This is a genomic window from Marivibrio halodurans, from assembly GCF_017963645.1.
Taxonomy (GTDB): Bacteria; Pseudomonadota; Alphaproteobacteria; order UBA8366; family Aestuariispiraceae; genus Marivibrio; species Marivibrio halodurans.
This window is the reverse complement of sequence record NZ_JAGMWN010000006.1, coordinates 92,863-115,551: the sequence shown is the minus strand read 5'-3', so window position 1 is coordinate 115,551 and position 22,689 is coordinate 92,863. Positions and strand designations below refer to the sequence as shown.

The 22,689-nt window shown below is 69.2% G+C and carries 21 protein-coding genes; 15 read left to right on the top strand and 6 right to left on the bottom strand.

Annotation, left to right across the window (positions count from 1 at the left end; translation table 11 throughout):
- Window position 1 precedes the first annotated feature (1 nt).
- The 4 genes from KAJ83_RS13450 to KAJ83_RS13435 form a co-directional block, all read right to left on the bottom strand.
- On the bottom strand, window positions 2-757 hold the full coding sequence (locus tag KAJ83_RS13450; RefSeq protein WP_210682602.1) for a tetratricopeptide repeat protein: 756 nt from the start codon (window positions 755-757) through the stop codon (window positions 2-4).
- A 126-nt stretch (window positions 758-883) separates the two neighbouring features.
- Window positions 884-1,384, bottom strand: coding sequence for a tellurite resistance TerB family protein (locus tag KAJ83_RS13445; RefSeq protein ID WP_210682601.1), 501 nt, complete (start codon window positions 1,382-1,384; stop codon window positions 884-886).
- Between the two features lie 109 nt (window positions 1,385-1,493).
- Window positions 1,494-1,934 (bottom strand): RNA-binding S4 domain-containing protein, encoded by a 441-nt coding sequence (locus KAJ83_RS13440; protein ID WP_210682600.1) that lies wholly within the window; start codon window positions 1,932-1,934, stop codon window positions 1,494-1,496.
- On the bottom strand, window positions 1,931-4,726 hold the full coding sequence (locus KAJ83_RS13435) for a helicase-related protein (RefSeq protein ID WP_210682599.1): 2,796 nt from the start codon (window positions 4,724-4,726) through the stop codon (window positions 1,931-1,933). The genes KAJ83_RS13440 and KAJ83_RS13435 overlap by 4 nt, the downstream gene beginning before the upstream one ends.
- Window positions 4,727-4,919: 193 nt before the next feature.
- On the opposite strand from KAJ83_RS13435, the gene KAJ83_RS13430 reads away from it, so the two are divergent.
- The 10 genes from KAJ83_RS13430 (at window position 4,920) to KAJ83_RS13385 (ending at window position 15,223) form a co-directional block, all read left to right on the top strand.
- Entirely contained in the window at window positions 4,920-5,549 is a 630-nt protein-coding gene (locus KAJ83_RS13430; protein ID WP_210682598.1) for a TetR family transcriptional regulator, read from the top strand.
- A gap of 10 nt (window positions 5,550-5,559) precedes the next feature.
- Window positions 5,560-6,162 carry a hypothetical protein gene (locus tag KAJ83_RS13425; RefSeq protein WP_210682597.1) on the top strand — a complete coding sequence of 201 codons (603 nt, stop codon included), beginning with the start codon at window positions 5,560-5,562 and terminating at the stop codon, window positions 6,160-6,162.
- A gap of 44 nt (window positions 6,163-6,206) precedes the next feature.
- Window positions 6,207-6,644, top strand: coding sequence for a YqaA family protein (locus KAJ83_RS13420; protein WP_343222004.1), 438 nt, complete (start codon window positions 6,207-6,209; stop codon window positions 6,642-6,644).
- A 144-nt stretch (window positions 6,645-6,788) separates the two neighbouring features.
- Complete coding sequence (locus KAJ83_RS13415; protein ID WP_246484559.1) at window positions 6,789-7,607, top strand: TVP38/TMEM64 family protein; 819 nt, start codon at window positions 6,789-6,791, stop codon at window positions 7,605-7,607.
- A 109-nt stretch (window positions 7,608-7,716) separates the two neighbouring features.
- Entirely contained in the window at window positions 7,717-9,090 is a 1,374-nt protein-coding gene (locus KAJ83_RS13410) for a sensor histidine kinase (RefSeq protein WP_246484558.1), read from the top strand.
- A 34-nt stretch (window positions 9,091-9,124) separates the two neighbouring features.
- Complete coding sequence (locus KAJ83_RS13405; RefSeq protein ID WP_210682596.1) at window positions 9,125-10,666, top strand: M81 family metallopeptidase; 1,542 nt, start codon at window positions 9,125-9,127, stop codon at window positions 10,664-10,666.
- Entirely contained in the window at window positions 10,663-11,691 is a 1,029-nt protein-coding gene (locus KAJ83_RS13400) for a P1 family peptidase (RefSeq protein ID WP_210682595.1), read from the top strand. Before KAJ83_RS13405 ends, KAJ83_RS13400 begins: the two co-directional genes overlap by 4 nt.
- A gap of 85 nt (window positions 11,692-11,776) precedes the next feature.
- A complete protein-coding gene (locus KAJ83_RS13395) occupies window positions 11,777-13,318 on the top strand; it encodes an ABC transporter substrate-binding protein (protein ID WP_210682594.1) in 1,542 nt (513 codons plus the stop codon).
- Between the two features lie 40 nt (window positions 13,319-13,358).
- On the top strand, window positions 13,359-14,366 hold the full coding sequence (locus KAJ83_RS13390; RefSeq protein ID WP_210682593.1) for an ABC transporter permease: 1,008 nt from the start codon (window positions 13,359-13,361) through the stop codon (window positions 14,364-14,366).
- On the top strand, window positions 14,363-15,223 hold the full coding sequence (locus KAJ83_RS13385) for an ABC transporter permease (RefSeq protein WP_210682592.1): 861 nt from the start codon (window positions 14,363-14,365) through the stop codon (window positions 15,221-15,223). The genes KAJ83_RS13390 and KAJ83_RS13385 overlap by 4 nt, the downstream gene beginning before the upstream one ends.
- A gap of 9 nt (window positions 15,224-15,232) precedes the next feature.
- On the opposite strand, the gene KAJ83_RS13380 is transcribed toward KAJ83_RS13385, so the two are convergent.
- Both KAJ83_RS13380 and KAJ83_RS13375 read right to left on the bottom strand, forming a co-directional pair.
- Window positions 15,233-15,718 (bottom strand): tetratricopeptide repeat protein, encoded by a 486-nt coding sequence (locus KAJ83_RS13380; RefSeq protein ID WP_210682591.1) that lies wholly within the window; start codon window positions 15,716-15,718, stop codon window positions 15,233-15,235.
- 107 nt (window positions 15,719-15,825) lie between these two features.
- On the bottom strand, window positions 15,826-17,190 hold the full coding sequence (locus KAJ83_RS13375; RefSeq protein WP_210682590.1) for an AMP-binding protein: 1,365 nt from the start codon (window positions 17,188-17,190) through the stop codon (window positions 15,826-15,828).
- Window positions 17,191-17,386: 196 nt separating this feature from the next.
- Here KAJ83_RS13375 and KAJ83_RS13370 point away from each other — a divergent pair, with 196 nt between their 5' ends.
- The 5 genes from KAJ83_RS13370 (at window position 17,387) to KAJ83_RS13350 (ending at window position 22,486) form a co-directional block, all read left to right on the top strand.
- A complete protein-coding gene (locus KAJ83_RS13370) occupies window positions 17,387-18,043 on the top strand; it encodes a sulfite oxidase-like oxidoreductase (RefSeq protein ID WP_210682589.1) in 657 nt (218 codons plus the stop codon).
- A gap of 105 nt (window positions 18,044-18,148) precedes the next feature.
- Entirely contained in the window at window positions 18,149-19,000 is an 852-nt protein-coding gene (cobA, locus tag KAJ83_RS13365) for a uroporphyrinogen-III C-methyltransferase (RefSeq protein ID WP_210682588.1), read from the top strand.
- Window positions 18,997-20,415 carry a cobyrinic acid a,c-diamide synthase CobB gene (locus KAJ83_RS13360; protein ID WP_210682587.1) on the top strand — a complete coding sequence of 473 codons (1,419 nt, stop codon included), beginning with the start codon at window positions 18,997-18,999 and terminating at the stop codon, window positions 20,413-20,415. Before cobA ends, KAJ83_RS13360 begins: the two co-directional genes overlap by 4 nt.
- 32 nt (window positions 20,416-20,447) lie before the next feature.
- On the top strand, window positions 20,448-20,939 hold the full coding sequence (locus tag KAJ83_RS13355; protein ID WP_210682586.1) for a YcgN family cysteine cluster protein: 492 nt from the start codon (window positions 20,448-20,450) through the stop codon (window positions 20,937-20,939).
- 980 nt (window positions 20,940-21,919) lie between these two features.
- Window positions 21,920-22,486: a glycine-rich domain-containing protein gene (locus tag KAJ83_RS13350; RefSeq protein WP_210682585.1), complete on the top strand. Its 567-nt coding sequence runs from the start codon at window positions 21,920-21,922 to the stop codon at window positions 22,484-22,486.
- The last annotated feature ends 203 nt before the right edge of the window (window positions 22,487-22,689 follow it).

The following is a 22,689-nucleotide window of genomic DNA, read 5'->3' as shown; positions in this document are numbered from 1 at the left end:
TTCATCGCGCACATCCGTCGACCTCTTTCGGAGTTAGACGTTTCGCGAGGCTTTCGGCGGTTCGCTCGATCTCATCCCAAACGCCGCCATCGCGAAGATCCTTCTCCGCGCGCTCGAGGTTGATCCGTGCCGCCTTGCTTCCGCTGTTCCGCGCGAGGAGAAGCCAAGCGAATCCCATTCGATAGGATTCGCCGCGCAACAATGCGATTCCGAGCCGATTCTGGGCGGCCGTGTCGTTGAGGAAGGCGGCTTCCCGCAACAGCGTGACCCCCTGTTCCCTTTCCGTGGGAGCCCGGCCAAGTTGCCATTTCCCCAAGGTCGTCATGGCCGCTGGCATGCCGCATTCGACGAGGGCCTGGAGGATGGTTTCGGCGCGGTCGGCGGCGGGTCCCCGGATATCTTCCCGGATGACGGTCGCGGCATGGTCGAGCCCGGCGCGGTTGTGGCCTTGTCGATAGGCGCGGTCGAGCCAGTCGAGGCCCCGCCCGATGGCGAGGGTGCCGCCGCGCCCGGTCGTCAGCAGGAGGCCGAGGCGGTATTCCGCCTCCGCCTGCCCGGCCGCCGCCAGCGGTTCGAGAAGCGCGGCGGCATCATCATGGGCACCCGCCTCATAGGCCGCGATGGCTTCGGCGAGCGCCGATGGCGGGCCGGGTGGCGAGCCCGATAGCGAGTTCGGGGGCGGTGCCTCCGCCGCGCCCGCCAAGGGGGGCTGGAGAAGGGCCGCGATCAGCAGGGCGAGGAGCGGAAGGGCGCGCATGGCGCGAATCCTATCCGCCGGACACGTGCCCGCGCAAGCCGCCGGGCGCGGGCCCATGGCCTTGACCGCCGCCGTGGCCGGGGGGCGCCACCGTGGCGGGAAGGGGGGCGCCGCCGGGGCCGGGGGTCAGCCGTGGGGATGCAGCGCGTCGCCATTGCCCCCGCCCTCGGCGAGGCGGGTCAGCACGCGCTTGCGCGCCGCGCCGGAATCCCGGTCCTCGACGCCCAGCATGCCGGCCACCCGGCGGACGAGGTTGGCCTCGTGATCATGCAGGTCGCCGTCGGCATAGGCGACGTCCCATAGCATCTCGATCAACTGCACCCGTTCCTCATAGTCGAAATGGGCGTTCACCACCCGCAGGAAGGAATAGATATCGACCGAGGCGTCCTGCTTGCTTTCGCCCCGCGCCACGATCTGGTCGACCTCGGCGCGTTGGATGCCGAAATGGCGTTCGATCAGGGCCGCGATGCGCTCGCGCTCTCGCTCGTCGATGGCGCCGTCCATCATGGCGGCCTCGATCAGCATCGCGGCCGCCGCGACATGCAGTTCGGCCTCGCTGTGCCGGGTGGGGCCGTCGGCGGGCTCGCCGCCCATCTCGCTGAAGAATTGCTTGATCCGGTTTAGCATTTTTCTCCCCGCGCCTCCTGTCGGCGCGGTCATCCTGATTTGTTTCCGGCGCCAGTTTGGCAAGACGTCGCCCGTCTGTCACCCGCCCGCCGGTTAATTTCCCTCTGACTCAGAGGGTTGGGTCGTCGGGGTTCGGTTTCAACCGGTCGAGTTGCCGCCGCTCGCGCTTGGTGGGCCGGCCCGCGCCGGGCTCGCGCTTCGCCGCCGGGGCGGGGGTCGAGGCTTTTCCATCCGCGTCGGCGCGCGGTTGGGGCGGGTCCAGATCACGATAGAGCGCCTGCGCCTCGCTGGCGGGCCCGCGCCGGTCGGAGAGCGCGCGAATCTCGATCACCCGCACATGGTGCCCCTGGGGGAAGGTCAGCACATCGCCGACGCGCACGGTCTGGCCCGGCTTGGCGACCGGCACGCGGTTGACCCGCACCCGCCCGCCGCCGGCGGCCGTGCCGGCCAGCGTGCGCGTCTTGAAGAAGCGCGCATGCCACAGCCATTTGTCGAGGCGCATGCCGGGGCGCGCGCCGCCGGCTGGATCGGGTGCGCCGCGGCCGCTCATCGCCGGCGGCTCCCGCCGCCGCTGCCTCCCCCGACCAGATCGCGCAGGATCGCGAAGGGCGAATCGGGATTGACCGGGCTCTCGCGACGCGGCGCGCGGGCCGGGGCGGTCTTCTTGCCCGCCTTCTGGGCGCCCGACCGTTTGGTCGCCCCGCGCTTGGGCTCCGACCGTTTCGCGTTCGGCTGCTTGGCGTCGGGCTTGCCGCCTTTCGCTCCCTTGGACGCTTTCGTCTTCCCCGTGGCCTTGCGCGCGGTCTTGTCCCCCTTCGCGGGGCGGCGCATCCGGCCGGGCGGATCGTAGAGCGGGGGCGCCGCCCCGCCGGTCGCCTCCCCCTGTTCGTTCTCGGGTCCCGTTTTCGCGGGCTTGAAGCCGAAGGCGCGCAGGACGCCGTCCGCCACGTCCCGATCGACGGTGCCCGCCGCGCTATCGGCGCCACCCAGTTCTTGCAGCAGCGCGGCGTCGAGCGCGACCGGCCCCGCCTTGGCGCGCCGGCGCAGCAGGGCGGCCAGCCGCTCCCCCCGGTCGAGGCGCAGCGCCAGCGGCCCCCGGACACGATAGCCGAGTGCCTCCCACGCATCGGCCGGGAAGCGTGCGGCCTCCAACACCGGCGCGGGTTCGTTCGGCACCTCGGGCGTCGGACGGTCGTGCCAGGCGGCCCAGAGGATCGCCTTCGCCCGCATCGCCTTCGGCGCCAGCGCGCCGTGCCAATAGACCGCCTCCGTTCCGAAGCGGATGCCGGCGGCCGCCAGGGCCTTCCGCCCGGCGGGGGAAAGGGCGTCGATCTGGTCGCGCGCCTCGGACCGCGCGACGGCTCCCAGCCCCTCCCGCAGCCGATAGAGCAGCCCGCGCGCGGGCGCGTCATCCGCGCTCAGCGCCGCCTCCCCCCCGCGATCGGGGGGGATCAGCACCGGCGCCAGGCGGCGTGCCAGGAACCGGTCGAGGAATCCTTGAAGCCGCGCTTTTACCCGGTCCTCCAGCGTCCGGTCGTTGAGGTCCGTCGGCGCCAGCCGGACGACGGGCGCCAGCGGCGTCGTTCCGCGCGCGACCCGTGCGATCGCCCGCCCGCCCCAGGTGATGCGCCCGTCCGGCTCCATGCCGAAGGCGCTATCGTCGGCGGCGGCGAGGCGCGCGACGCGGGGTCCCGCCTCCTCGCGCAGCGCGCGATGCGCGGCGGCGGCGAGGCGCTTGGCCTCGCGTAGGTCGGCCGGGTCGTGCGGGGTGAAGCGCAACCCCTCCATCCGGCCGACAACATGGCCCTCCACCACCACCTCGCCCTTGGGGGTGACGGCGGAGAGCAGGCCCTCGGCCGAGTCCATGCCTCGGCTCAGGCTCGCCGCGCGGCGATCGACGAAACGGTCCGTCAGCCGGTCGTGCAGCGCGTCGGACAGCGTGTCCTCGATCGCCCGCGCGCGGGCCTGCCAATGGGCGCAGTCCGGCACCCAATCGGCCCGGTGGGTGACATAGGTCCAGGTGCGCACATGGGCCAGCCGCGCCGTCAGCGTGTCGATATCGCCCTCCGCGCGGTCGAGACGCTCGATCTGCGCGCGCACCCAATCCTCCGGCAGGCGGCCGCCGTCGCGGTCGACCAGATGGGTAAAGACCTGCCCCAGAAGCTGGGCGTGGTGATCCGGCATGACCTTGCGGAAATCCGGGATCTGGCAGACTTCCCAGAGCAGGCGCACCCGGTCGCGGCTGGCGGCGCGGGCCATCACGCCCTCGTCGCGCATCAGGGCGGCCAGCGCCAGTTGATCGTCGGCATCGCGCGCGCGCACCAATTCGGCGCGGGGCGGGGCCTGCGTCAGGCTTTGCATCAGGCGGCCCGGGCTGGCGAAATCGAGCGTGCGGTTGCGCCAGCTCACCTTGGTCAGCGCCGGGAAGGCATGGCCCTCGATCTGGCGGATTACCTCCTCGTCCGGCGGGCGCGCGTCGCCGGTGACGCCGAAGGTGCCGTCGTTCATGTGCCGGCCGGCGCGCCCCGCGATCTGGCCGATCTCGGGCGCGGTGAGCGGCCGGCGGCGCATGCCGTCGAACTTGGTCAGCCCGGCGAAGGCCACATGGTCCACATCCATGTTGAGGCCCATGCCGATGGCGTCGGTGGCGACGAGGTAATCGACCTCGCCTTCCTGGTACATCTGAACCTGGGCGTTGCGCGTGCGCGGGCTGAGCGCGCCGAGCACGACCGCCGTGCCGCCGCGCTGGCGGCGCACCGCCTCCGCCGTGCGATAGACCTGATCGACGGAGAAGGCGACGACCGCGCTGCGCCGGGGCAGGCGGTTGAGCTTCCGCGTCCCCGCCCAGGTAAGGGTGGACAGGCGCGGGCGCGTCTCGATCCGCGCTTCCGGGGCGAGCGCGCGGATCAGATCCGCCATCGCCTCCGCGCCCAGGAACATGGTCTCCTCCCGCCCGCGCGCATGCAGCAGCCGGTCGGTGAAGACATGGCCGCGTTCCGGATCGGCGCAAAGTTGGATCTCGTCGACCGCCAGGAAATCGACCGCCGTCTCCAGCGGCATCGCCTCCACCGTGCAGATCCACCAGCGCGGCCGGGGCGGCACGATCTTCTCCTCGCCCGTGATCAGCGCGACGGAGGCGCGGCCCTCCAATTCGACCAGCCGGTCATAGTTCTCCCGCGCCAGAAGGCGCAGCGGGAAGCCGATCATGCCGGTGGCGTGCGCGCGCAGGCGCTCCATCGCCAGATAGGTCTTGCCGGTGTTGGTGGGGCCGAGCACCGCGCGGACGTCGCCGCGCGCGGGATCGTAACGGGGCATGGCGTAGGCGTCGCTGGGCGGCGTCATGACGGGTCCGACTGTGGCCGCTTCCGTCCCTTCCCGCAAGGGGGCCGCAAGAGAGGCGCGAAGGGATGGCGGACGCGATTGGGATGCGTGCGCGCGATGCGAAGATTGGTTAGTCAACCAATTTATTGTATGGTCCGTCAATCAACCTTTTGGACGATGGGCACCTTTTGGACGATGGACTGGGAGCGGCGGCATGGGGCGCACGGCACTGGACACCATTCGGCGCGAGGAACTGGTCGCCGCCGCCGTCGAGACCGTCGGGCGCGAAGGACACGAGGCCGCTACGGTGGCCCGCATCGCGCGTGCGGCCGACATGTCGCCGGGGCTCGTCCATCATTATTTCTCGGACAAGGGTGATCTGCTGGCCGCCGCCTACCGCGCGACGCGCAAGCCGGTGGCGGCGGCTTACGTCCGGGCCGTCGGCGCGATGCCGCCGGGGCATGCCGTGCCGGCGGGTCTGCGCCTGATGGCGGCGGTGGAGGCGCATCTTGTCCCGTCCGTCCTGACCCCGGTGCGCGCGGCCGCCTGGTCGGGCTTCACGGCGTTGACCCCCTATCGCGCGGACTATGCCCGCATCCGCGCGGCCCAGCGCGCGCGGCAGGCATCGGCGCTGCGCGCTGCGCTCTCCGGCCTGGGTGTCGGCGGGGAGGAGGCGTCGGATCTGGCGGTGGCGGCGGCGCTGGCCCTCGACGGTTTGTGGCTGGAGGCGGCGACGCGCGAGGGGGGGCTCTATCCGGGCGAGGGGGAATTGTTGCTGGAATCCGTGCTCGCGCCGCACTATGTCAGCGCCGACCCGCTGGCCACGGCCCAGCCGCCCCTCTAGGATCGGAGCCATGTTTCCGCGTCCCGCCCGTCTGCTCATGCCGCTGTGCGCGTTGCTCGCGCTGGCCGGTTGCTATCTGCCCGACAACTTCCGGGCCGATCTGCAGGTGGCGGCGGACGGCCGCTATGCCTTCGTCTATGAAGGGGACCTGACGCAGCTTCAGTTCCTGCAGCGCATCGGCACGGGCGAGTTGGACGGAGAGCGGCTGGCCGAGTATGTCGGCATCTACGAACGCGATCTGAAACGGGATTCAGGGTTCAAGAAGATCGAATATCTCGGCAATGCCCGGTATCACGTGCGCTACGAGCAGAGCGGCGATCTGACGGAAACCCGGCAATTCAGCTTTCCCCGGCGGAACGCCAAGTTCCTCGGTCTGCGCGTCAGGGAGGACGGGTTGATCGAGATCTTCGGCGACAAGCTGCCGGAGCAGCATCGCGAGGAATTGCTCGCCCGGGGCTTCGACGCGCGCGGCATCGTGCGCGTCTGGGCCCGGGGCGAGGTGTTGACCCACAACGCGGAAAGCGTGACGCAGGGCAGCCCGCCCCTTTATCAATGGACCATCCGTTCCCTGCGCGACCCCACCCCCAATTTGATCCTGGCGCCGGCGCGATAGGCAGGACGCGTCCCGCGCGATAGCAAGAAAGACGGAAAGGCAGCGTGACAGGCGCCGAACTCATTCTCATGTTCGCCTCGGGTTTTCTCGCGGCGACGATCCTGCCGATCGCCTCGGAAGCCGTGCTGGCGAGTTTCTCCTCCTCGGCCAGCACGGGCGATCTGGCGGTGCTGATCGCCGTCGCGACGGTCGGCAATGTGCTGGGAGCGTTGCTCAACTGGTGGATCGGCGGCTGGCTGACCCATTGGCAGGAGAAGCGCTGGTTCCCGATCAAGGCGCGCTCGCTTGAACGCGCCAGCAAGGTTTTCAACCGCTGGGGCCAACCCTCGCTGTTGCTGGCGTGGACGCCGTTCCTGGGCGATCCGCTGACCTTCGTCGCGGGCTTGCTGCGGGTGCCGATCGTCCCCTTCCTGATCTATGTCACCATCGGCAAGGTCGTGCGCTACGTCCTGGTCGCCGGTCTGGCGTCGGAGTGGCTCTGAGAGGCGGCGCCCCCCCGATCACGGCCGGGCTCGCGCGGGTTTCACGCAGGCTTGATTGGCGGGCGGCGGGATTTGGCCGCATCTCGACTCCGTTGGCGGTCGGGCGCGTGATAGGGCTGGATGGCGGGAAACGGGACGAAGCGGATGCGTATGCGCGACGAGGAGGCCGGGAGCGGCGCGGACGGATATGACGGGTCGGACATGAACCGGCCCGGGGCGGAACCGCCCGCCGGCCGCGCCGGCTTCGACTGGCGGCGCCTGTGGCCGCTCGCGGTGCTGGCGGCGGGGCTCGTCGCGGCTAAGGCGGCGGGGCTCGACGCCTATCTGAGCTTCAATCAATTGCAGGCGCATCGCGGCGCGCTGTTGTCCTGGGTGGCGGCGAACGGGTCGCTGGCGGTGTTGGTCTATTGCCTGCTCTATGTGCTGGTGGTCGCCTTCTCGTTGCCGGGCGGGGCGGTGATGACGGTGGCCGGTGGGTTCCTCTTCGGCCAGTGGCTGGGCACGGGTCTCGTGGTCGTCTCGGCGACCCTGGGCTCGGTGCTGGTATTCCTCGCGGCGCGTTCGGCGCTGGGCGATCATCTCGCGGCACGGGCCGGGCCGTGGCTCGGACGGATGCGCGCGGGTTTCAACGAGAACGCGCTCAGCTATATGCTGTTCCTGCGCCTGATTCCGATTTTCCCCTTCTTCGTGGTCAATCTGGTGCCGGCTTTCCTGGGGGTTCGGCTCGCGACCTATACGATCGGGACCGTGCTCGGCATCATGCCGGGCAGCTTCGTCTTCGCCAGTTTCGGCGCCGGAATCGGCGCGCTGTTCGACCGCGGGGAGCGGTTGAGCCTGTCGGCGGTACTGACGCCGGAAATCCTGACCGCGCTTTTCGGCCTGGGGCTGCTCGCGCTCTTGCCGGTCGCCTATCGAAAGCTGCGCGCGCGCCGGAAGGGGCGCGCCCGCGATCCTTTCGCGTAGCGTTTGTGCGTAATGGCACGGATCGCGTGACCCGGGCGGCCGGTTCGGCGTAATCTGGCCGCCCGAGACCCTCGACGACGAGAGGGCGACGACAGATCGTGAGTTCCGGTTGCAACGCAGTCTCTCCGCCCGCCTTCTGGTTCTGACCATCGTCTTCGTCATGTTGGCGGAGGTGCTGATCTTCCTGCCGTCGGTCGCGCGGTTCCGCGTGTCCTGGTTGAACGAGCGGCTGGGCGCGGCGCATCTGGCGATCCTGACGCTGGAGGCCGCGCCGGACGCGATGGTCTCGCAAGCGCTGGAGCGCCAGTTGCTCGATTTCGTCGGGGTGCGCGCGATCGCGCTGCGCCGGGCGGGGGAGAGGCTCGCGCTGCTCAACGACATGCCGCCGGCGGTCGATGCGACTTACGACCTCGCGACCGAGGGGCCGGTCGACATGATCGTCAACGCGCTTTCCCTGATGGGTCGTCACGGGGAGGCGATGACGCGCATCCTCGGCCCCTCGCCCAAGGAGCCGGCGAGCGAGATCGAGATCGTGCTGCGCGAGCGCGCGCTGCGCGACGCCATCCTGGGCTTCGCGGGGCGTATCCTGGGACTCAGCCTGGTGATATCGATCATCACGGCGGGTCTCGTCTTCCTCGTCCTGCGCTGGCAGTTCGTCCGGCCGATGCGCCGATTGACGCGCAACATGATCCGTTTCCGAGAAGCGCCGGAGGAGGCCGGCCGGATCGTGCGCGCCAGTGCGCGCGACGACGAGTTGGGCGTGGCGGAGCGCGAACTCGCCACGATGCAGAAGGCGCTGCACGATACGCTTGCCCAGCGGCGGAAACTGGCGGCGCTGGGCACGGCCGTCGCCAAGATCCAGCATGATCTGCGCGGCATCCTCTCGACCGCGCTGGTGGTCTCCGACCGCCTGGAAAGCTCCGACGATCCGGAAGTGCAGCGGGTGACGCCGACCCTCGTCGCCTCGATCGAGCGGGCGGCGAAGCTCTGTTCCCAGACGCTCGACTATGTCGGGCGCGGCATGCCGGAACGCGACCCGGTTCCCGTCGACCTGCGCGTTCTGGTGGAGGAGGCCGGCGTCGGCTTCGCCCGGGCCGCGCACCTCGACAACCGGGTGCCGGAGGGGCTTACCGCGCATGCGGACCGCGATCAGCTCTTCCGTATCGTCAACAACCTGTTGCGCAACGCGGCCGAGGCGGGGGCCGAGACGGTGACCGTCGGCGCGCCGGAAGCCGGGCGCCGGGACCGGATCGCGCTCGACTTCCTCGATGACGGGCCGGGCCTGCCGCCGCGCGCGCTGGAGAAGCTGTTCCAACCCTTCGAGGGGTCGGCCCGCGCGGGCGGTGCGGGCCTCGGCCTCGCCATCGCGCGTGAACTTGCCCGCGGTAATGGCGGCGATCTGGCCTTGAGCGGTACCGGCGCCGCCGGAACGCGGTTCCGATTGACCTTGCCCCGTACCCCGGCGCAGTCTCCCGGAACCTGATTCCACCCGACCCATAAGGACCGATCCCGAAGCCATGCGTATCCTTTGCGCGACTTTCAAGCACGAGACCAACACCTTCTCGCCGATCCCGACGGATCGCGCGCGCTTCGCCGATTGGGGGCTGCATTTCGGGGAGGCGGCGGCCGAGGCGATGGCGGGCACGCGCATGCCCCAGGCCGCCTATATGAAACTCGCGCGCGAGCGGGGGGCGGAGATCGTCACCCCGCTCGCCGCCGAGGCGATGCCGGCCGGCCCGGTCGAGGAAGCGACCTATGAGGAACTGGCCGGCGCCATCCTGGTGGCGGCGGCGGATTGCGACGCCGCGTTGCTCGACCTGCACGGCGCGATGGTCGCGACCCATCTCGACGACGGGGAGGGGGAGTTGCTGCGCCGGCTGCGCGCCGCGCGGCCCGACCTGCCGATCGCGGTGACGCTCGACCTGCATTGTAATCTGACGCCGGCGATGGTCGACAATTGCACCGCGTTGATCGGTTACAAGACCTATCCCCATGTCGATATGTACGAGGTGGCGGAGCAGGTCGGCCGTATCCTGTTCGACGCGATCGACGGGCGGGTCGATCCGGTGATGCGTTGGGCGCGGCCGCCGTTGCTCTCCCAGACCCTGTGCCAGGGCACCGACGACGCGCCGATGAAGGATCTGATCGCGCGGGCCCGGCGGTTCGAGGCGGAGGAACCGGGTATTCTCGCCGCCACGGTCTTCGGGGGGTTCGCGCTGGCCGATATCGCGGATGCGGGGACTTCCGCGCTTCTGATCGCCGACCGAAAGGTCGCGGGCGCGGAGGAAGCGGCGGCGGCCGGTGCCGGGGACCTCGCCGCCCGCGCCTTCGCGGCGCGCGCCGATTTCGTCTATCGCCATCGCCCGATCGAGGAGGCGGTGGCGGCGGCGGCGCGCCTCGACGACGGTCCGGTCATCCTATTGGATCATGCGGACAATTGCGGGTCCGGCGCGACGCAGGACGTGATGGCCGCGATCCGCGCGGTGATCGAGGGCGGGCTGGACGATGTGGCGGTCGCGACGCTGTGGGATCCGGCGGCGGTCGAGGCGATGCGGCAGGCGGGGGAAGGCGCGACGCTGACCCTCGATCTCGGCGGGCGCACGGACATGCCCGCGATCGGCCTCGAGGGCCGGCCGCTTTCCCTCACCGGCACGGTGGAGCGGTTGAGCGACGGGCGTTTCACCGTGGAGGGGCCGATGTATACCGGCGTCACCGTCGATTGCGGACCGAGCGCGCTGTTCCGCGTGGGCCAGCCGGATGGGGGGCCGGATGGGGCCCCGGATGGGGAAGGCGGGGACGGTGTGCGTATCATCGTGACCTCCCACCACCACGAGCCTTGGGATCTGGGCGTCTTCCGCATGATGGGGCTCGACCCCGCCACCCGGCGTTATCTGATGCTGAAGTCGCGAATCCACTATCGCGCGGGCTTCGGCGATCTGGCGCGCCATACCCTGACGCTGGACGGGGAGGGGGTGGCGACGTCCGACAACGGCTTGCTTCCCTATCGCAAGGTGCGCCGGCCGATCTATCCGCTCGACCCGGAGGTTTCCTGGCCATGAGCGTGCGCCCCGGCCCCCGCAATCTGATCAGCGATGTCGCCGGTCTGACGGTCGGCCATGCCCAGGACGACCGGGTGAAAAGCGGCGTCACCGTGCTGCTGCCTGAAACCGGCTGGGTCGCCGCCGCCGATATCCGGGGCGGTGGCCCCGGCACGCGGGAGACCGATGCCCTCGGCCCCGGCCGGCTGGTGGCGCGCGCGGACGCCCTCGTCTTCTCCGGCGGCTCGGCCTTCGGGTTGGCGGCGGCGGACGGGGTGATGAACTGGCTCGCCGCGCGCGGTCGGGGTTACGATACGGGCGCCGCGGTCGTGCCGATCGTGCCGGCGGCGATTCTCTACGACCTCGCCAATGAGGGCGATAAGCATTGGGGGATGGAGCCGCCCTATCGCGCGCTCGCGCTTTCGGCCTGCGAGGGGGCCGGTGCGGATTTCGCGCTCGGCCGCGTCGGGGCCGGGCGCGGCGCGCGCGCGGGCGGACTGCCGGGCGGGATCGGCTCGGCCTCCGCCGTGGACGGCGGAGCGGCAGATGGCGGGACGGTAGACGGCGAAACAGGGGATGGAACGGGGGTAACGGTCGGCGCGCTGGCGGCGGTCAACAGCTTCGGCTCCGTCACCATGGCGGACGGCACCTTCCTTGCCTGGCCGTTCGAGATGGGGGATGAATTCGGCGGCCGGCGTCCGACCGGCGCGCCGGAATCGCCGGAACCGCATTTCCCCAAGCTGGCCCGGCCGCGCGGGAACACGACGCTGGTGGCGGTGGCGACCGATGCGGCTCTGGACCACTCACAGGCGATCCGGCTGGCGGCGATGGCGCAGGACGGGCTCGCCCGCGCGATCCGCCCGGCGCATACGCCCTTCGACGGGGACAGCGTCTTCACGCTCGCTTCCGGGGCGGCGGGGCGGGTGGACGCGCTGGGGCTGGCGCGGATTGGCGCCATCGCGGCGGACTGCGTGGCGCGCGCCATCGCGCGTGCCGTTTACGAATCGGCGGAGGGGTTGCTAAACTCCGCCCCGACGGGGACCTAAGAGAGAACAAGCGACCGGCCGTGTTCGCCGCGGGCCGTGCGGGTAGCGCGAGGCGGCCGGACCAGAAACAGGGATTATCGATATCATGACCAATCGAAGCCGGCGCGCGCGCGCCCTCGCCCTCTCCGCCGCCGGGCTCGTCGCGGGGTTGATCGGGTTCGGGGTGGGGCCGTTCGCCATGGGCGCTGCCACGGCCCAGGCCCAAGGCCAGGGCAAGGATACCGTCGTCATCGGCATGACGCTGGAGCCGCCGCATCTCGACCCGACGGCGGGCGCGGCCGCGGCGATCGACGAGGTGGTCTACGCCAATGTGTTCGAGGGGCTGACGCGCATCGATTCCACCGGCACGGTGCAGCCCGCGTTGGCGCAGGAATGGACGATCTCCGAGGACGGGATGCGCTACAGCTTCGATTTGCGCCGGGGGGTTACCTTCCATGACGGTGCCAGCTTCGAGGCGTCCGACGTCGTCTTCTCCTTCGAGCGGGCGATGGCCGAGGAGTCGGTCAACGCGCAGAAGCAGCTTTTCTCCGGGATCGAGACGGTCGAGGCACCGGACGATCATACGGTGGTGATCGACCTGAAGCAGCCGCAGGGTCTGTTCCTGTGGAACCTCGGCTGGGGCGATGCCGTGATCGTCGATCCGGCGAGCGCGGAGACCAATAAGACCGATCCCGTCGGTACCGGCCCCTATCGCGTCGCCGAGCGCAAGCCGGGGGACAGCATTACGCTCGTCCGGCGCGACGATTACTGGGGGCATGCCCCGGCGCTGGCCCGCGTGACCATCAAGTTCATCGGCGACGCGGCCGCGCAGGTCGCGGCCCTGATGGCGGGCGACGTCGATGCGATTCCCAATATCGGGGCGCCGGAAACGGTGGCGCAGTTCGAATCCGATCCGCGTTTCGACGTCTATGTCGGCACGACCGAGGGGGAGACGATCCTGGCCCTCAACCACCGGCGCGCGCCCTGGGACGATGTGCGCGTGCGCCGCGCGATCCAGCACGCGGTCGACCGTCAGGCGATCGTCGATCTGGCGATGTTCGGGTTCGGCACGCCGATCGGCAGCCACTTCGCGCCGCACAACCCGGCCTATATCGACCTGACCGACACGGTGCCGCACGACCCGGAGAAGGCGCGCCAGCTGCTGGAGGCCGCCGGCGTCGAGACGCCGATCAAGGCGGTGATGAAGCTGCCGCCGACGGCCTATGCCCGGCGCGGGGGCGAAGTCGTGGCCGCGCAGTTGCGCGAGGTCGGCATCGAGGTCGAGATCGTGCCGGTCGAATGGGCGCAATGGCTCTCCGACGTCTTCAAGGGCGCGCATGATTTCGATTTCACCATCGTCTCCCATACCGAGCCGCTGGATATCGGCATCTATGCCCGCGACGACTATTATTTCGGCTATGACAACCCGGCCTTCCGGGAGCATATGGCCGAACTGGAGCGCGAGGCCGACCCCGACCGCCGGGCGGAGCTTCTGGTCGAGGCACAGGAGATGGTTGCCGACGATCAGGTCAGCGTCTTCCTGTTCCAACTCGCCAAGATCGGCGTCAAGCGCAAGGGGCTGGAAGGGCTCTGGCCGAACGCCCCGATCCAGGCGAACGACATGACGAACGTGCACTGGGCGGAGTAGCCGCTTCGCCCGGCGCGGCTTCCAGTCCGGGGCGCGCGCGATGTTGAGCTATCTGGTTCGACGGCTGGTCCAGTTCGCCGGAACGCTTCTGGCCGCCTCGCTGGTCGTGTTCCTGGCGCTGGAGTTCCTGCCGGGGGACGCGGCGCAGGTTCTGCTCGGCACGGAGGCGAGCGCGGATACGCTCGCCGCACTTCGCGAGCAGTTGGGGCTCGACCGGCCGGCGGCCGGTCGATACCTGGAATGGCTCGCGGGGTTCGCCACCGGCGATCTCGGTACCAGCCATATCTACGGCGTGCCCATCGCGGGCATGTTGGGGGACCGGCTGGCGATCTCGCTACCGCTCGCGCTCATCGCCTTCGCGCTTTCGACGGCGATCGCCATTCCGCTCGGCATCCTGGCCGCGACGCATCGGGGCGGGCCGGGCGACTGGGCCGTGATCGGGTTCGCCCAGATCGGCCTCGCGGTGCCGAATTTCTGGTTCGCCATCCTTCTTATCCTGGTCTTCGCGGTGCATCTGGGCCTCTTCGCCTCGGGCGGGTTCCCGGGATGGGAGGGCGGCATCGGCCCGGCCCTTCGGGCGTTGGTCCTGCCGGCGGCGGCGCTTGCTCTGTCGGAGGCGGCGATTCTCTCCCGCGTTACCCGATCCGCCATGTTGGAGACGCTGGGCCAGGACTATATCCGCACGGCGCGCGCCAAGGGGCTGTCGCGCGGGCGTATCCTGTTCGGGCACGCGCTGCGCAACGCGATGATCCCGGTCGCGACCATTCTGGGGCTGCAATTCGCCTTCCTGGTGATGGGCGCGGTAATCGTGGAGAACGTTTTCTACCTGCCGGGGCTCGGCCGTTTGCTGCTGCAATCGATCTTCCAGCGCGATCTGGTGGTGGTGCGCGATCTGGTGGTGCTGTTGTCCGGCTTCGTGATCCTGGTCAATCTGCTGGTCGATCTCGCCTATGCCGCGATCGATCCCCGGCCGCGCGCCGGCGTGCAGGACGGGGCCGCCCATGGGGCCGCCCATGACGGCTTCGCCCATGATGGGGCGGCGGCATGAGCGGCGGGCCGCTGATCCGCCGTCTGTGGCACGCCCGGCGGCACCCAAGCCTGGCGATCGGTGCCGGGCTGACGGCCCTGGTCTTGCTGGCGGCGCTGGTGGCGATGATCTGGACGCCCTATCCGGTCGACGGGGTCGATGCGACGGCACGCCTCGGCGGGCCCGGTCTCGCCCATCCGCTCGGCACCGATCATTTCGGCCGGGATGTGTTGAGCCTGATCCTCGCCGGGGCCCGGACCTCGGTCGCGGTGGGGCTGGTGGCGGTGGGGCTGGGTCTGGGGCTCGGCGTGCCGCTCGGCCTGATCGCGGCGTTGACGCGGGTGCCGCTGGTCGATGCCGGTGTTGGGCGGCTGGCCGATCTGATCTTCGCCTTTCCGGCGGTGCTTTCGGCGGTCTTGATCACCGCCATCCATGGGCCCGGCGCGGTCAATGTCATCGTCGCGGTCGGCATCTTCAACATCGCGGTCTTCGCGCGGGTGGCGCGCGGGGCGGCGATCGGCGTGGCGGCGCAACCCTTCGTCATCGCGGCACGCGCGATGGGGCGCCGGGGGTTTTCCACCGCGATGGTGCATGTGCTGCCGAATATCGCGGGAATCCTGATCGTCCAGGCGACGATCCAGTTCGCGGTGGCGATCCTGGCGGAGGCGGGGTTGAGCTATCTCGGCCTCGGCGTCCAACCGCCGCAGCCGAGCTGGGGCAAGATGCTGGCCGATTCCCAGACCTTCATGTTCGCCGCGCCGTTGCAGGCGGTCTTTCCCGGCCTCGCGATCATGCTGTCCGTCCTGGGGTTGAACCTGTTGGGGGACGGGCTGCGCGACACGCTCGACCCCCGGCTCAAGATCCTGCGAACCGCGTGAAGGTCGCTGTCAGCCCGTGGCTTTCCCCGACAGCGAGAGCCGTCGGGCGAGCGCCTTCAGCCCCTTGTGCCGGGGCGCGCAGACGAGCCCGGCCTTGAGCGCCTCCAGAGCCTCCTCCCGCCGCCTTAGCGCGGCGAGCGCCAAGGCGCGCTCGTAATGCGTCTCGGCCTGGATCGGCTTCAGGGTAAGCGCCGCATCGAAGCTATCGACCGCCGCCTCGGGCATGCCGGCGAGCCGCCGGGCGCGGCCGAGCGCGTAATGCGCGGCGGCGGAATCCGGTGCCAGACGGCAGGCTTCCCGGGCCGTCTCGATCGCCTCGTCGAGCAATCCGGCCTCGGTCAGCGCCAGGCTCAGCATAAGATGGCCGATCGCCGCGCGCGGCTGCACGACGAGCGCGGCGCGCAGATGCCGCACGGCGGCGGCGTGATCGCCCTTCGCCCGGGCATCGGACGCCGCCTCGACCAGACGTTTCCACTCGGCGCCCGGTTCGCTCACGGGCCCCTCCCCTCACAGCACATGCCAACCCCTTCCCCACCGCGGGCGATACTGTAGGGCGAATTCGATCCGTTGGAAATCGTTCGTCGCGGGTGGCGCGCGCACGCTCAGGCGGGCAGGAACCCCCGGTCCGGGGCGCCGGCCTCCACCAGACGCAGGCCAGCACCCGTGCGCCGGAACCCGTCGCCGTCCCACAGGCTCTCCTCCTCCGAGGCGCCGAACCAGCCGGGACCGACCGCCGCCCCCCGCAGGCAGAGGCCGCCGCCATCCGCCCCGGCGGCGCGCGCGGAAAGCCCCGGCAGGGGGACGAGGCCCGGCCCCGCCACGCCGACGCCCGGGCGCCGGTCGGCCAGCGAATCCGCGCGCCGCCAGAGCGCTATCCCCGCCGTTTCCGCCAGCGACAGCCCGTCCAGCAGCGCGATCCGCTCGCCGCGGGTGCGCCGGCCGAAGCGGTCCAGCCGTTCCGCCAGCGCCGCGTCCGCCGGTCCGTCGAGCAGCCATACCGCCTCCAGCCGGGAGGCGAGGTGATCGGCCAGGAGCTGGTCCTCCTCCGCCGCGTCGAGCAGATGGCCGAGGGCGGCCGCCGGCTCCGCGATGATGGTCGGCCCGGTCTCGCCGGACGCCTTGAGAAGCGCCGCGATCTCCCCCCGCCGCGATTGGCCGGCATGCAGGATCAGCGTGCCGCCGACCGCCATGGCGATGCGCAGCGCCGCCGCCGCCCCGCCGGGGTCGAGCGGATCGCCGGAGGTTAGGATAACCGTGTGGCGCATGGCCGCGAAGGGCCAGGCGGCCAGCAGCGAGGCGGTCGCCGTCCCGGCCGACCGGCGCGAGGCGATGACGGAATGCGGGGAGGGGGCCCGCGCGCTCGCCGGATAGAGGGCATAGGGCCGGTCGGGCGGCGTGCGCTCGCGCGCTTCCATGATCTCGATCGTCGCGCGGGTAAGGGCGATTCGCTCCACCCCGCGCACGCCGACCACGGTTTCCGGCCGGCCGGTGCCGGTGGTCTCCAGGATGTCGCTGACCGCCTGGGCGGCCGGGTTGTCGAGGCCGTAGACCAGCCCCGGGCCGGATTCCGCCGCCAGCCGCGCCGGCGCGCGCGGCGCGATCGCCGCCGGCACGCCCGCCTTGACCGCGCCCGCCTGCATCAGCACCGCCGCCGGTTCCCCCGGCCCGTGGATCATCAGTGGCCGGTCGGCGCCCAGATCGCGGTCGATCAGCGCCTGCGCGATGCCGTCGGTCAGGCCCGCGACCTCGTCGAAGCTGAGGCTGAGGCCCGGCGCGATCAGGAACGGCCGGTCCGGCGTGCGCACCGCCGCGCAGTCGAGCCACTCGGCGATCGACCCGAAGGAGGGCGGCTTGTCCGGCAGGCCCGTGACGGTGGCCGCCGTGCCCTCCACCAATTCGACGCGCACGGACGGGGCCGGCAGGTCGATCGGCGCGGTCGGGGTCGGTCCGTCGGGATTCAACTCCATCACTTCGGCTCGTTCTCCGGCGTCGGATGCGTTCCGTCGCGCGACGGAACGGGATCAGTCTAGCATGGCGGCGCGCGCCACCCTATCGAAAGCGACGGGGCCCAGTGTAGATCACCGGAGTCGGCTTGAAAAAGCGCCGCGCGGGCTAAATGGTAGCCTCTGCGTAGGAGTGCAGGGATATCGGAGGATCATCACGATGGCCGAGAACGGCGAGATCAAGGAGAAGCTGGTCCGTTCCAAGGAGAAATGGGCCGAGCAGGGGCGCCTGCTTACCGGCACGCATGGCGATCCCGCGACCGACCGCCTGCCGCCCGGCCAGCGGGAGGTCGGGCAATGGCCGGTCCTCGACCTCGGTATCCAGCCGGAGGTGGGCCGGGATGAAATGCGCCTTACCGTCGACGGGCTGGTCGAGAACCCCGTGACCCTGGATTGGCGGGGACTTCAGGATCTGCCGGCCGTCAGCCGGGTGCTGGATATCCACTGCGTCACCGCCTGGTCGCGCTTCGACAATCGTTTCGACGGGGTCGCGGTGGAAAGCATCCTGAAGCTGGTTCGCCCGAAGGACGAGGCCCGCTTCGTCCTGTTCGAGGCGCATGACGGCTATACGACCAACCTCGCCCGCTCGCTCTTCGAGACGGAGGACGCGATGCTGGCCACCCATTGGGAGGGCGAGCCGCTGACGCGCGAGCATGGCGGCCCGCTGCGCGTCGTCGTGCCGCGCCAGTATTTCTGGAAGAGCCCGAAATGGGTGAAGCGCATCACCTTCGCGGCCGAGGACAAGCCCGGTTTCTGGGAGGTGCGCGGCTATCACAACGAGGGCGACCCCTGGCGCGAGGAACGTTATTCCGAGTGAGCGGACCTTCGGCCGAACCTCCCGTCCCCGACGGCGTGTCCGCGCGCCCGCCGGTCGCTTTCGGGCTAGGCGCGGCGGGTGGGCTTCGATAGGCTCGGCCCCATTATGAGCATCCGGTCCGCCTTTCCGAAAAGTTTCGCGCCGCCCGTGTTCGAGCCCGGATGGGTTTGGCTGGTCGGCGCGGGTCCCGGCGATCCGGGGTTGCTGACGCTGAATGCCGCCCATGCGCTGGGAGAGGCCGATGTCGTCGTCTATGACGCGCTGGTGGATGAGCGCATCCTGGAACTGGCCCGGCCGGAAGCCGATCTGATCTATGCCGGTAAGCGCGGCGGCAAGCCGAGCCCACGGCAACGCGCGATCTCGCTGCGTCTCGTCGAATTGGCGCGCGAGGGGCGGCGCGTGCTGCGGCTCAAGGGCGGGGACCCCTTCGTCTTCGGACGCGGCGGGGAGGAGGCGCTGACGCTGGTCGAGCATGCCGTCCCCTTCCGCGTCGTCCCCGGCATCACGGCGGGGATCGGGGGGCTGGCCTATGCCGGGATTCCGGCGACCCATCGCGATACGAATTCCGCCGTCACCTTCATCACCGGCCATTCGGTGACGGGCGAGGTGCCGGACAATCTCGACTGGGCGGCCTTGGCGCGCGGGGCGCCGGTGATCGTGCTCTACATGGCGGTCAAGCACATGGCGCGCATCGCCGATAAGCTGATCGCGGGCGGCCGCGACCCGGCGGAGCCGGTGGCCTTCGTCTCCAACGCGGCGACGGGCGATCAATCGGTGATCGAGACCACGCTGGGCGAGGCCGGGGCCGCCGCCGCGCGGGTCAGTCCGCCGGCGGTCATCGCCATCGGTCCGGTGGTCGGGCTGCGTCCCGCCCTCGACTGGTTGGGTGCGGCGCGCGACGGGCGGCGGCTGGTCCCCGATCCGCTGGGCCACAAGGCGCGCGACGAGGCGATGTGACCGCGCCCGACCCGCCCGCCCCCCATCCGGCACACCCCCATCCGGCACACCCTCGGCCGACAGCGCCGGGCCTGATCGTCGCGGCACCGAAAAGCGGCAGCGGCAAGACCGTCCTGACGCTGGGCCTGATGCGCGCGTTGACGCGCCGGGGCCTGCGTGTCGCCCCCGCGAAGGTCGGTCCGGACTATATCGATCCCGCCTTCCACGCCGCCGCCTGCGGACGGGCGTCCGTCAATCTCGACCCCTGGGCGATGCGGCCCGCGACGCTGGATCGGCTGGCGGCCGAACTTGGTGGCGGACGTGACGGAACACCGAGCGATATCGTGTTGGTGGAGGGGGTGATGGGCCTGTTCGACGGGGCGGCGGACGGCACGGGCTCGACCGCCGATCTGGCCGCGCGCGCGGGCTGGCCCGTGCTGCTGACCCTCGACGTCACCGGCCAGGGGGCGAGCGCCATGGCCGTGATCGACGGCTTCGCGAGGTATCGCGCGGATATCTCCTTCGCCGGCGTGGTGCTGAACCGGGTGGGCAGTGCCCGCCATCGCGCCCTGATCGAAGGGGCCGGCGCGCGCGGCGCGGCGCCGGGCGTCCCTGCCGATTCCCCCCCCATCCTGGGTGCGCTCATGCGGAATGAGGGGCTGGCCTTGCCGGCGCGCCATCTGGGGCTGGTCCAGGCCTCGGAGACGGCCGATCTCGATACCTTCCTGGAGCGCGCGGCCGACGCGGTGGAGGCGGGGGTCGATCTCGACCGGCTGGTCGACGCCGCGCGGCCCGCGCACCTCGCCCCGTCTTCCCCCGCCTCCATGGACGCGGCGTGGGGGGCGCCGCCCGGCCGCCGCATCGCGGTCGCCCGCGACGCGGCCTTCGCCTTCGTCTATCCGCACCTGCTGGCGGAATGGAGGGCGGTGGGCGCGGAAATCCTGCCCTTCAGCCCGCTCGACGGGCAGGGGCCGGACGCGGGCGCGGACGCGGTCTATCTGCCCGGCGGCTATCCGGAGCTGCACGGCGCGCGGATCGCGGGCAATGCCGCCTTCCTCGACGGGCTGCGCGCGGCGGCGGGGCGGGGGGCCGCGATCTTCGGGGAATGCGGCGGCTATATGGTGCTGGGGGAGCGGATCGTGGACGGAGACGGCCGGGGACACGCGATGGCGGGGCTGCTGCCGCTCGTCACCAGCTTCGCCGAGCGGCGGCTGCATCTGGGCTATCGGCGGGCGGCGGCGCTGTCGCCCTGCGCGCCGGCGGCGGCGGGCGCGCGGCTTTCGGGCCATGAATTCCATTACGCCACCACGCTGCACGAGGGGCCGGGCGATCCGCTGTTCCATCTGTGGGACGCGGGCGGGGCGGACCTGGGAACGGCGGGGTTGGCGCGCGGGACGGTCGCGGGCTCGTTCCTGCATATCGTCGATCGGGCTTGAAGCGCGCCCCCGGTAGGCTCAGTTTGCCGCCCATGACCGACGATCCGTCCCGCGACAAGCCCTTCTGGGAGACCAAGCGCCTCGACGCGATGACCCGCGCCGAGTGGGAGAGCCTGTGCGACGGCTGCGGGCTGTGCTGCCTGCATAAGCTGGAGGATGTCGATACCGGCGAGGTCGCCTTCACCGACATCGCCTGCCGGTTGCTGGATTGCCAATCCTGCCGCTGCGCCGACTATCCCAACCGCAAGCGCCATGTGCCGGATTGCGTGCGATTGACGCCGGAGACGCTGCCGGAGATCTATTGGCTGCCGCGAAGCTGCGGCTATCGCCGGGTGGCGGAGGGGCGCGGGCTCGCCTGGTGGCATCCGCTGGTATCGGGCGATCCGGAAACGGTGCATGAAGCCGGCATCTCCGCGCGCGGGCGCGTCGTCTCCGAGGCCGCGATCGACGACGCCGAAACCCATGTCGAGCAATGGCTGAACGCGGGCGGCGAACCCCTGGTCCGGATTCCGCCCCGGCGGTAGCCTTCAAGAGAGTTGGCAATGAGCTTTAGCTTAATGTGTAAGAGACGAACCTTGAATGGCTTTAAGTGACTCAAGCAGGCGACTCTTTATCTTAAGGTGTCAAGCTGGACAGCCATGAAGAGGTTTTCTGCTAATGTGTTAGAGGGTTGCTTAGTAGTTTAGAACGTTCTTTGTTTCATTGAGTGAATGAAGAAGAATATTTTAAAAATGCAGAAGGAAAATTTACATAACTAGATATAAGATATTAATTTTCCTTGGAAATTCAAATTTTATCAAAAGACACGATATTTTTCTCGGGCTTTTCATGTTTCCTGCCAAGCATGAATCTGGCTACATAATTGTTGAAATCGCTGGCGTCCCTCTTTCGGTTCCCAAGGCGCGCGCAGCTGACGCGCCAAGGCGTCAGGAGCGATGGGCTCTTCCCATCGTATGAACCGGAAGGAGGTGAGGGCTATGGCTGGGCCGAAAACGGTCCACGTGCGCGCTTACGAGCGTACACGTAACGGCCGCCAGGAGCACGTTTGTGCTCACTGGCGGTCGCGACCTAACCAGCTAACGTTGCCATTCATGTAGGAATGGCGGGCAACGTTCGCCGGGACGCCAGCGGTTTCCCATTGGCATCGGACCGAATTCTGCGCATGCGTGAGCTGCGAAGGTAAAGGGTTATATGCGAAATTTCTCAGGCCATTGATTTTGATCCGAGAAAAGTCTCGTGGGATCGATGTTTTCCCCCGTGATGACGGCCTCTCCATACGGAAATTAACCAATTGCATCGCGAACGGCGTTCGCGGCACCGAATCGGGAGTCGCAAATTTGGGTCAATTGGCGGTTCACTTAGATGGCCCCCCAAGGTGGCTTGTCGAGATAGCTGTGCACGTAATGAGATTAAAATGAAAGATGTGCCGAAAGTTCTGTTGATAAAGGTTAGGAATCGGAAAAACTCTAATTTGGTCAATTGTTGAGATAAGGATGAAAAAGAGATGGCTGATAGGAAGATTGCCGCAATTAGAAGTTCTTTAGCAGAGGCACGGGCGTTGGTGGATACGCTGGAGTTTACCTTGCAGTCGCGCAAAATGATCGAGACCATGGGTTGGTTGCCTGAGGCAATCTCTATAATGGAGGGGCAATATAGAGATTTTCTTTCTTTGTCGGTAGCAATTAAGAGCCTTGGGTTTAAAATAGATATTGTTCCTAATAGAGTTATCGATGAGTTTTGGCATATGCACGTACTTGATACAGAAAAATACAAGAGTGATTGTGAGCGCGTGTTCGGGGAGATGTTCCACCATTATCCATATTACGGCATGCGTTCCGAGGCTGATCGATTAGCCTGGCTCGATGCTGGTGACGAGAGTGGACAACTTTGGAAAGTCTGCTTTGGCTATGATCTCTATGGGACAGGCGAAGAGACGGTCGATCCTTATGCCGAGGAGAAAATGCTCAACGCAGTACGTTCTCATTCGATTGTGGCTAACTCCGGGGCTGGGGCAGAGTTTCCGGGAAGGGCGCGTTGCCGACGTCAATGTGCTCCGATGAAGTGCAAATAACCGCGCCTTTAGCCTGGAGTGGGACTTATGCCCCGGGGACTATCGTTCCCGGGGTTTTGCTTTGGCGGTGACTGAGTTTACCCCCCAACTATCGGGCGATTCCGACTTCTGTTGTAAGCACCCGGAAGCCCCGTCACTATATCGCCCGCGCCGCGAACGGGCGGGCGCGCGAGTGAAACCAAGCACAAGGGTTAGGGAGCGGT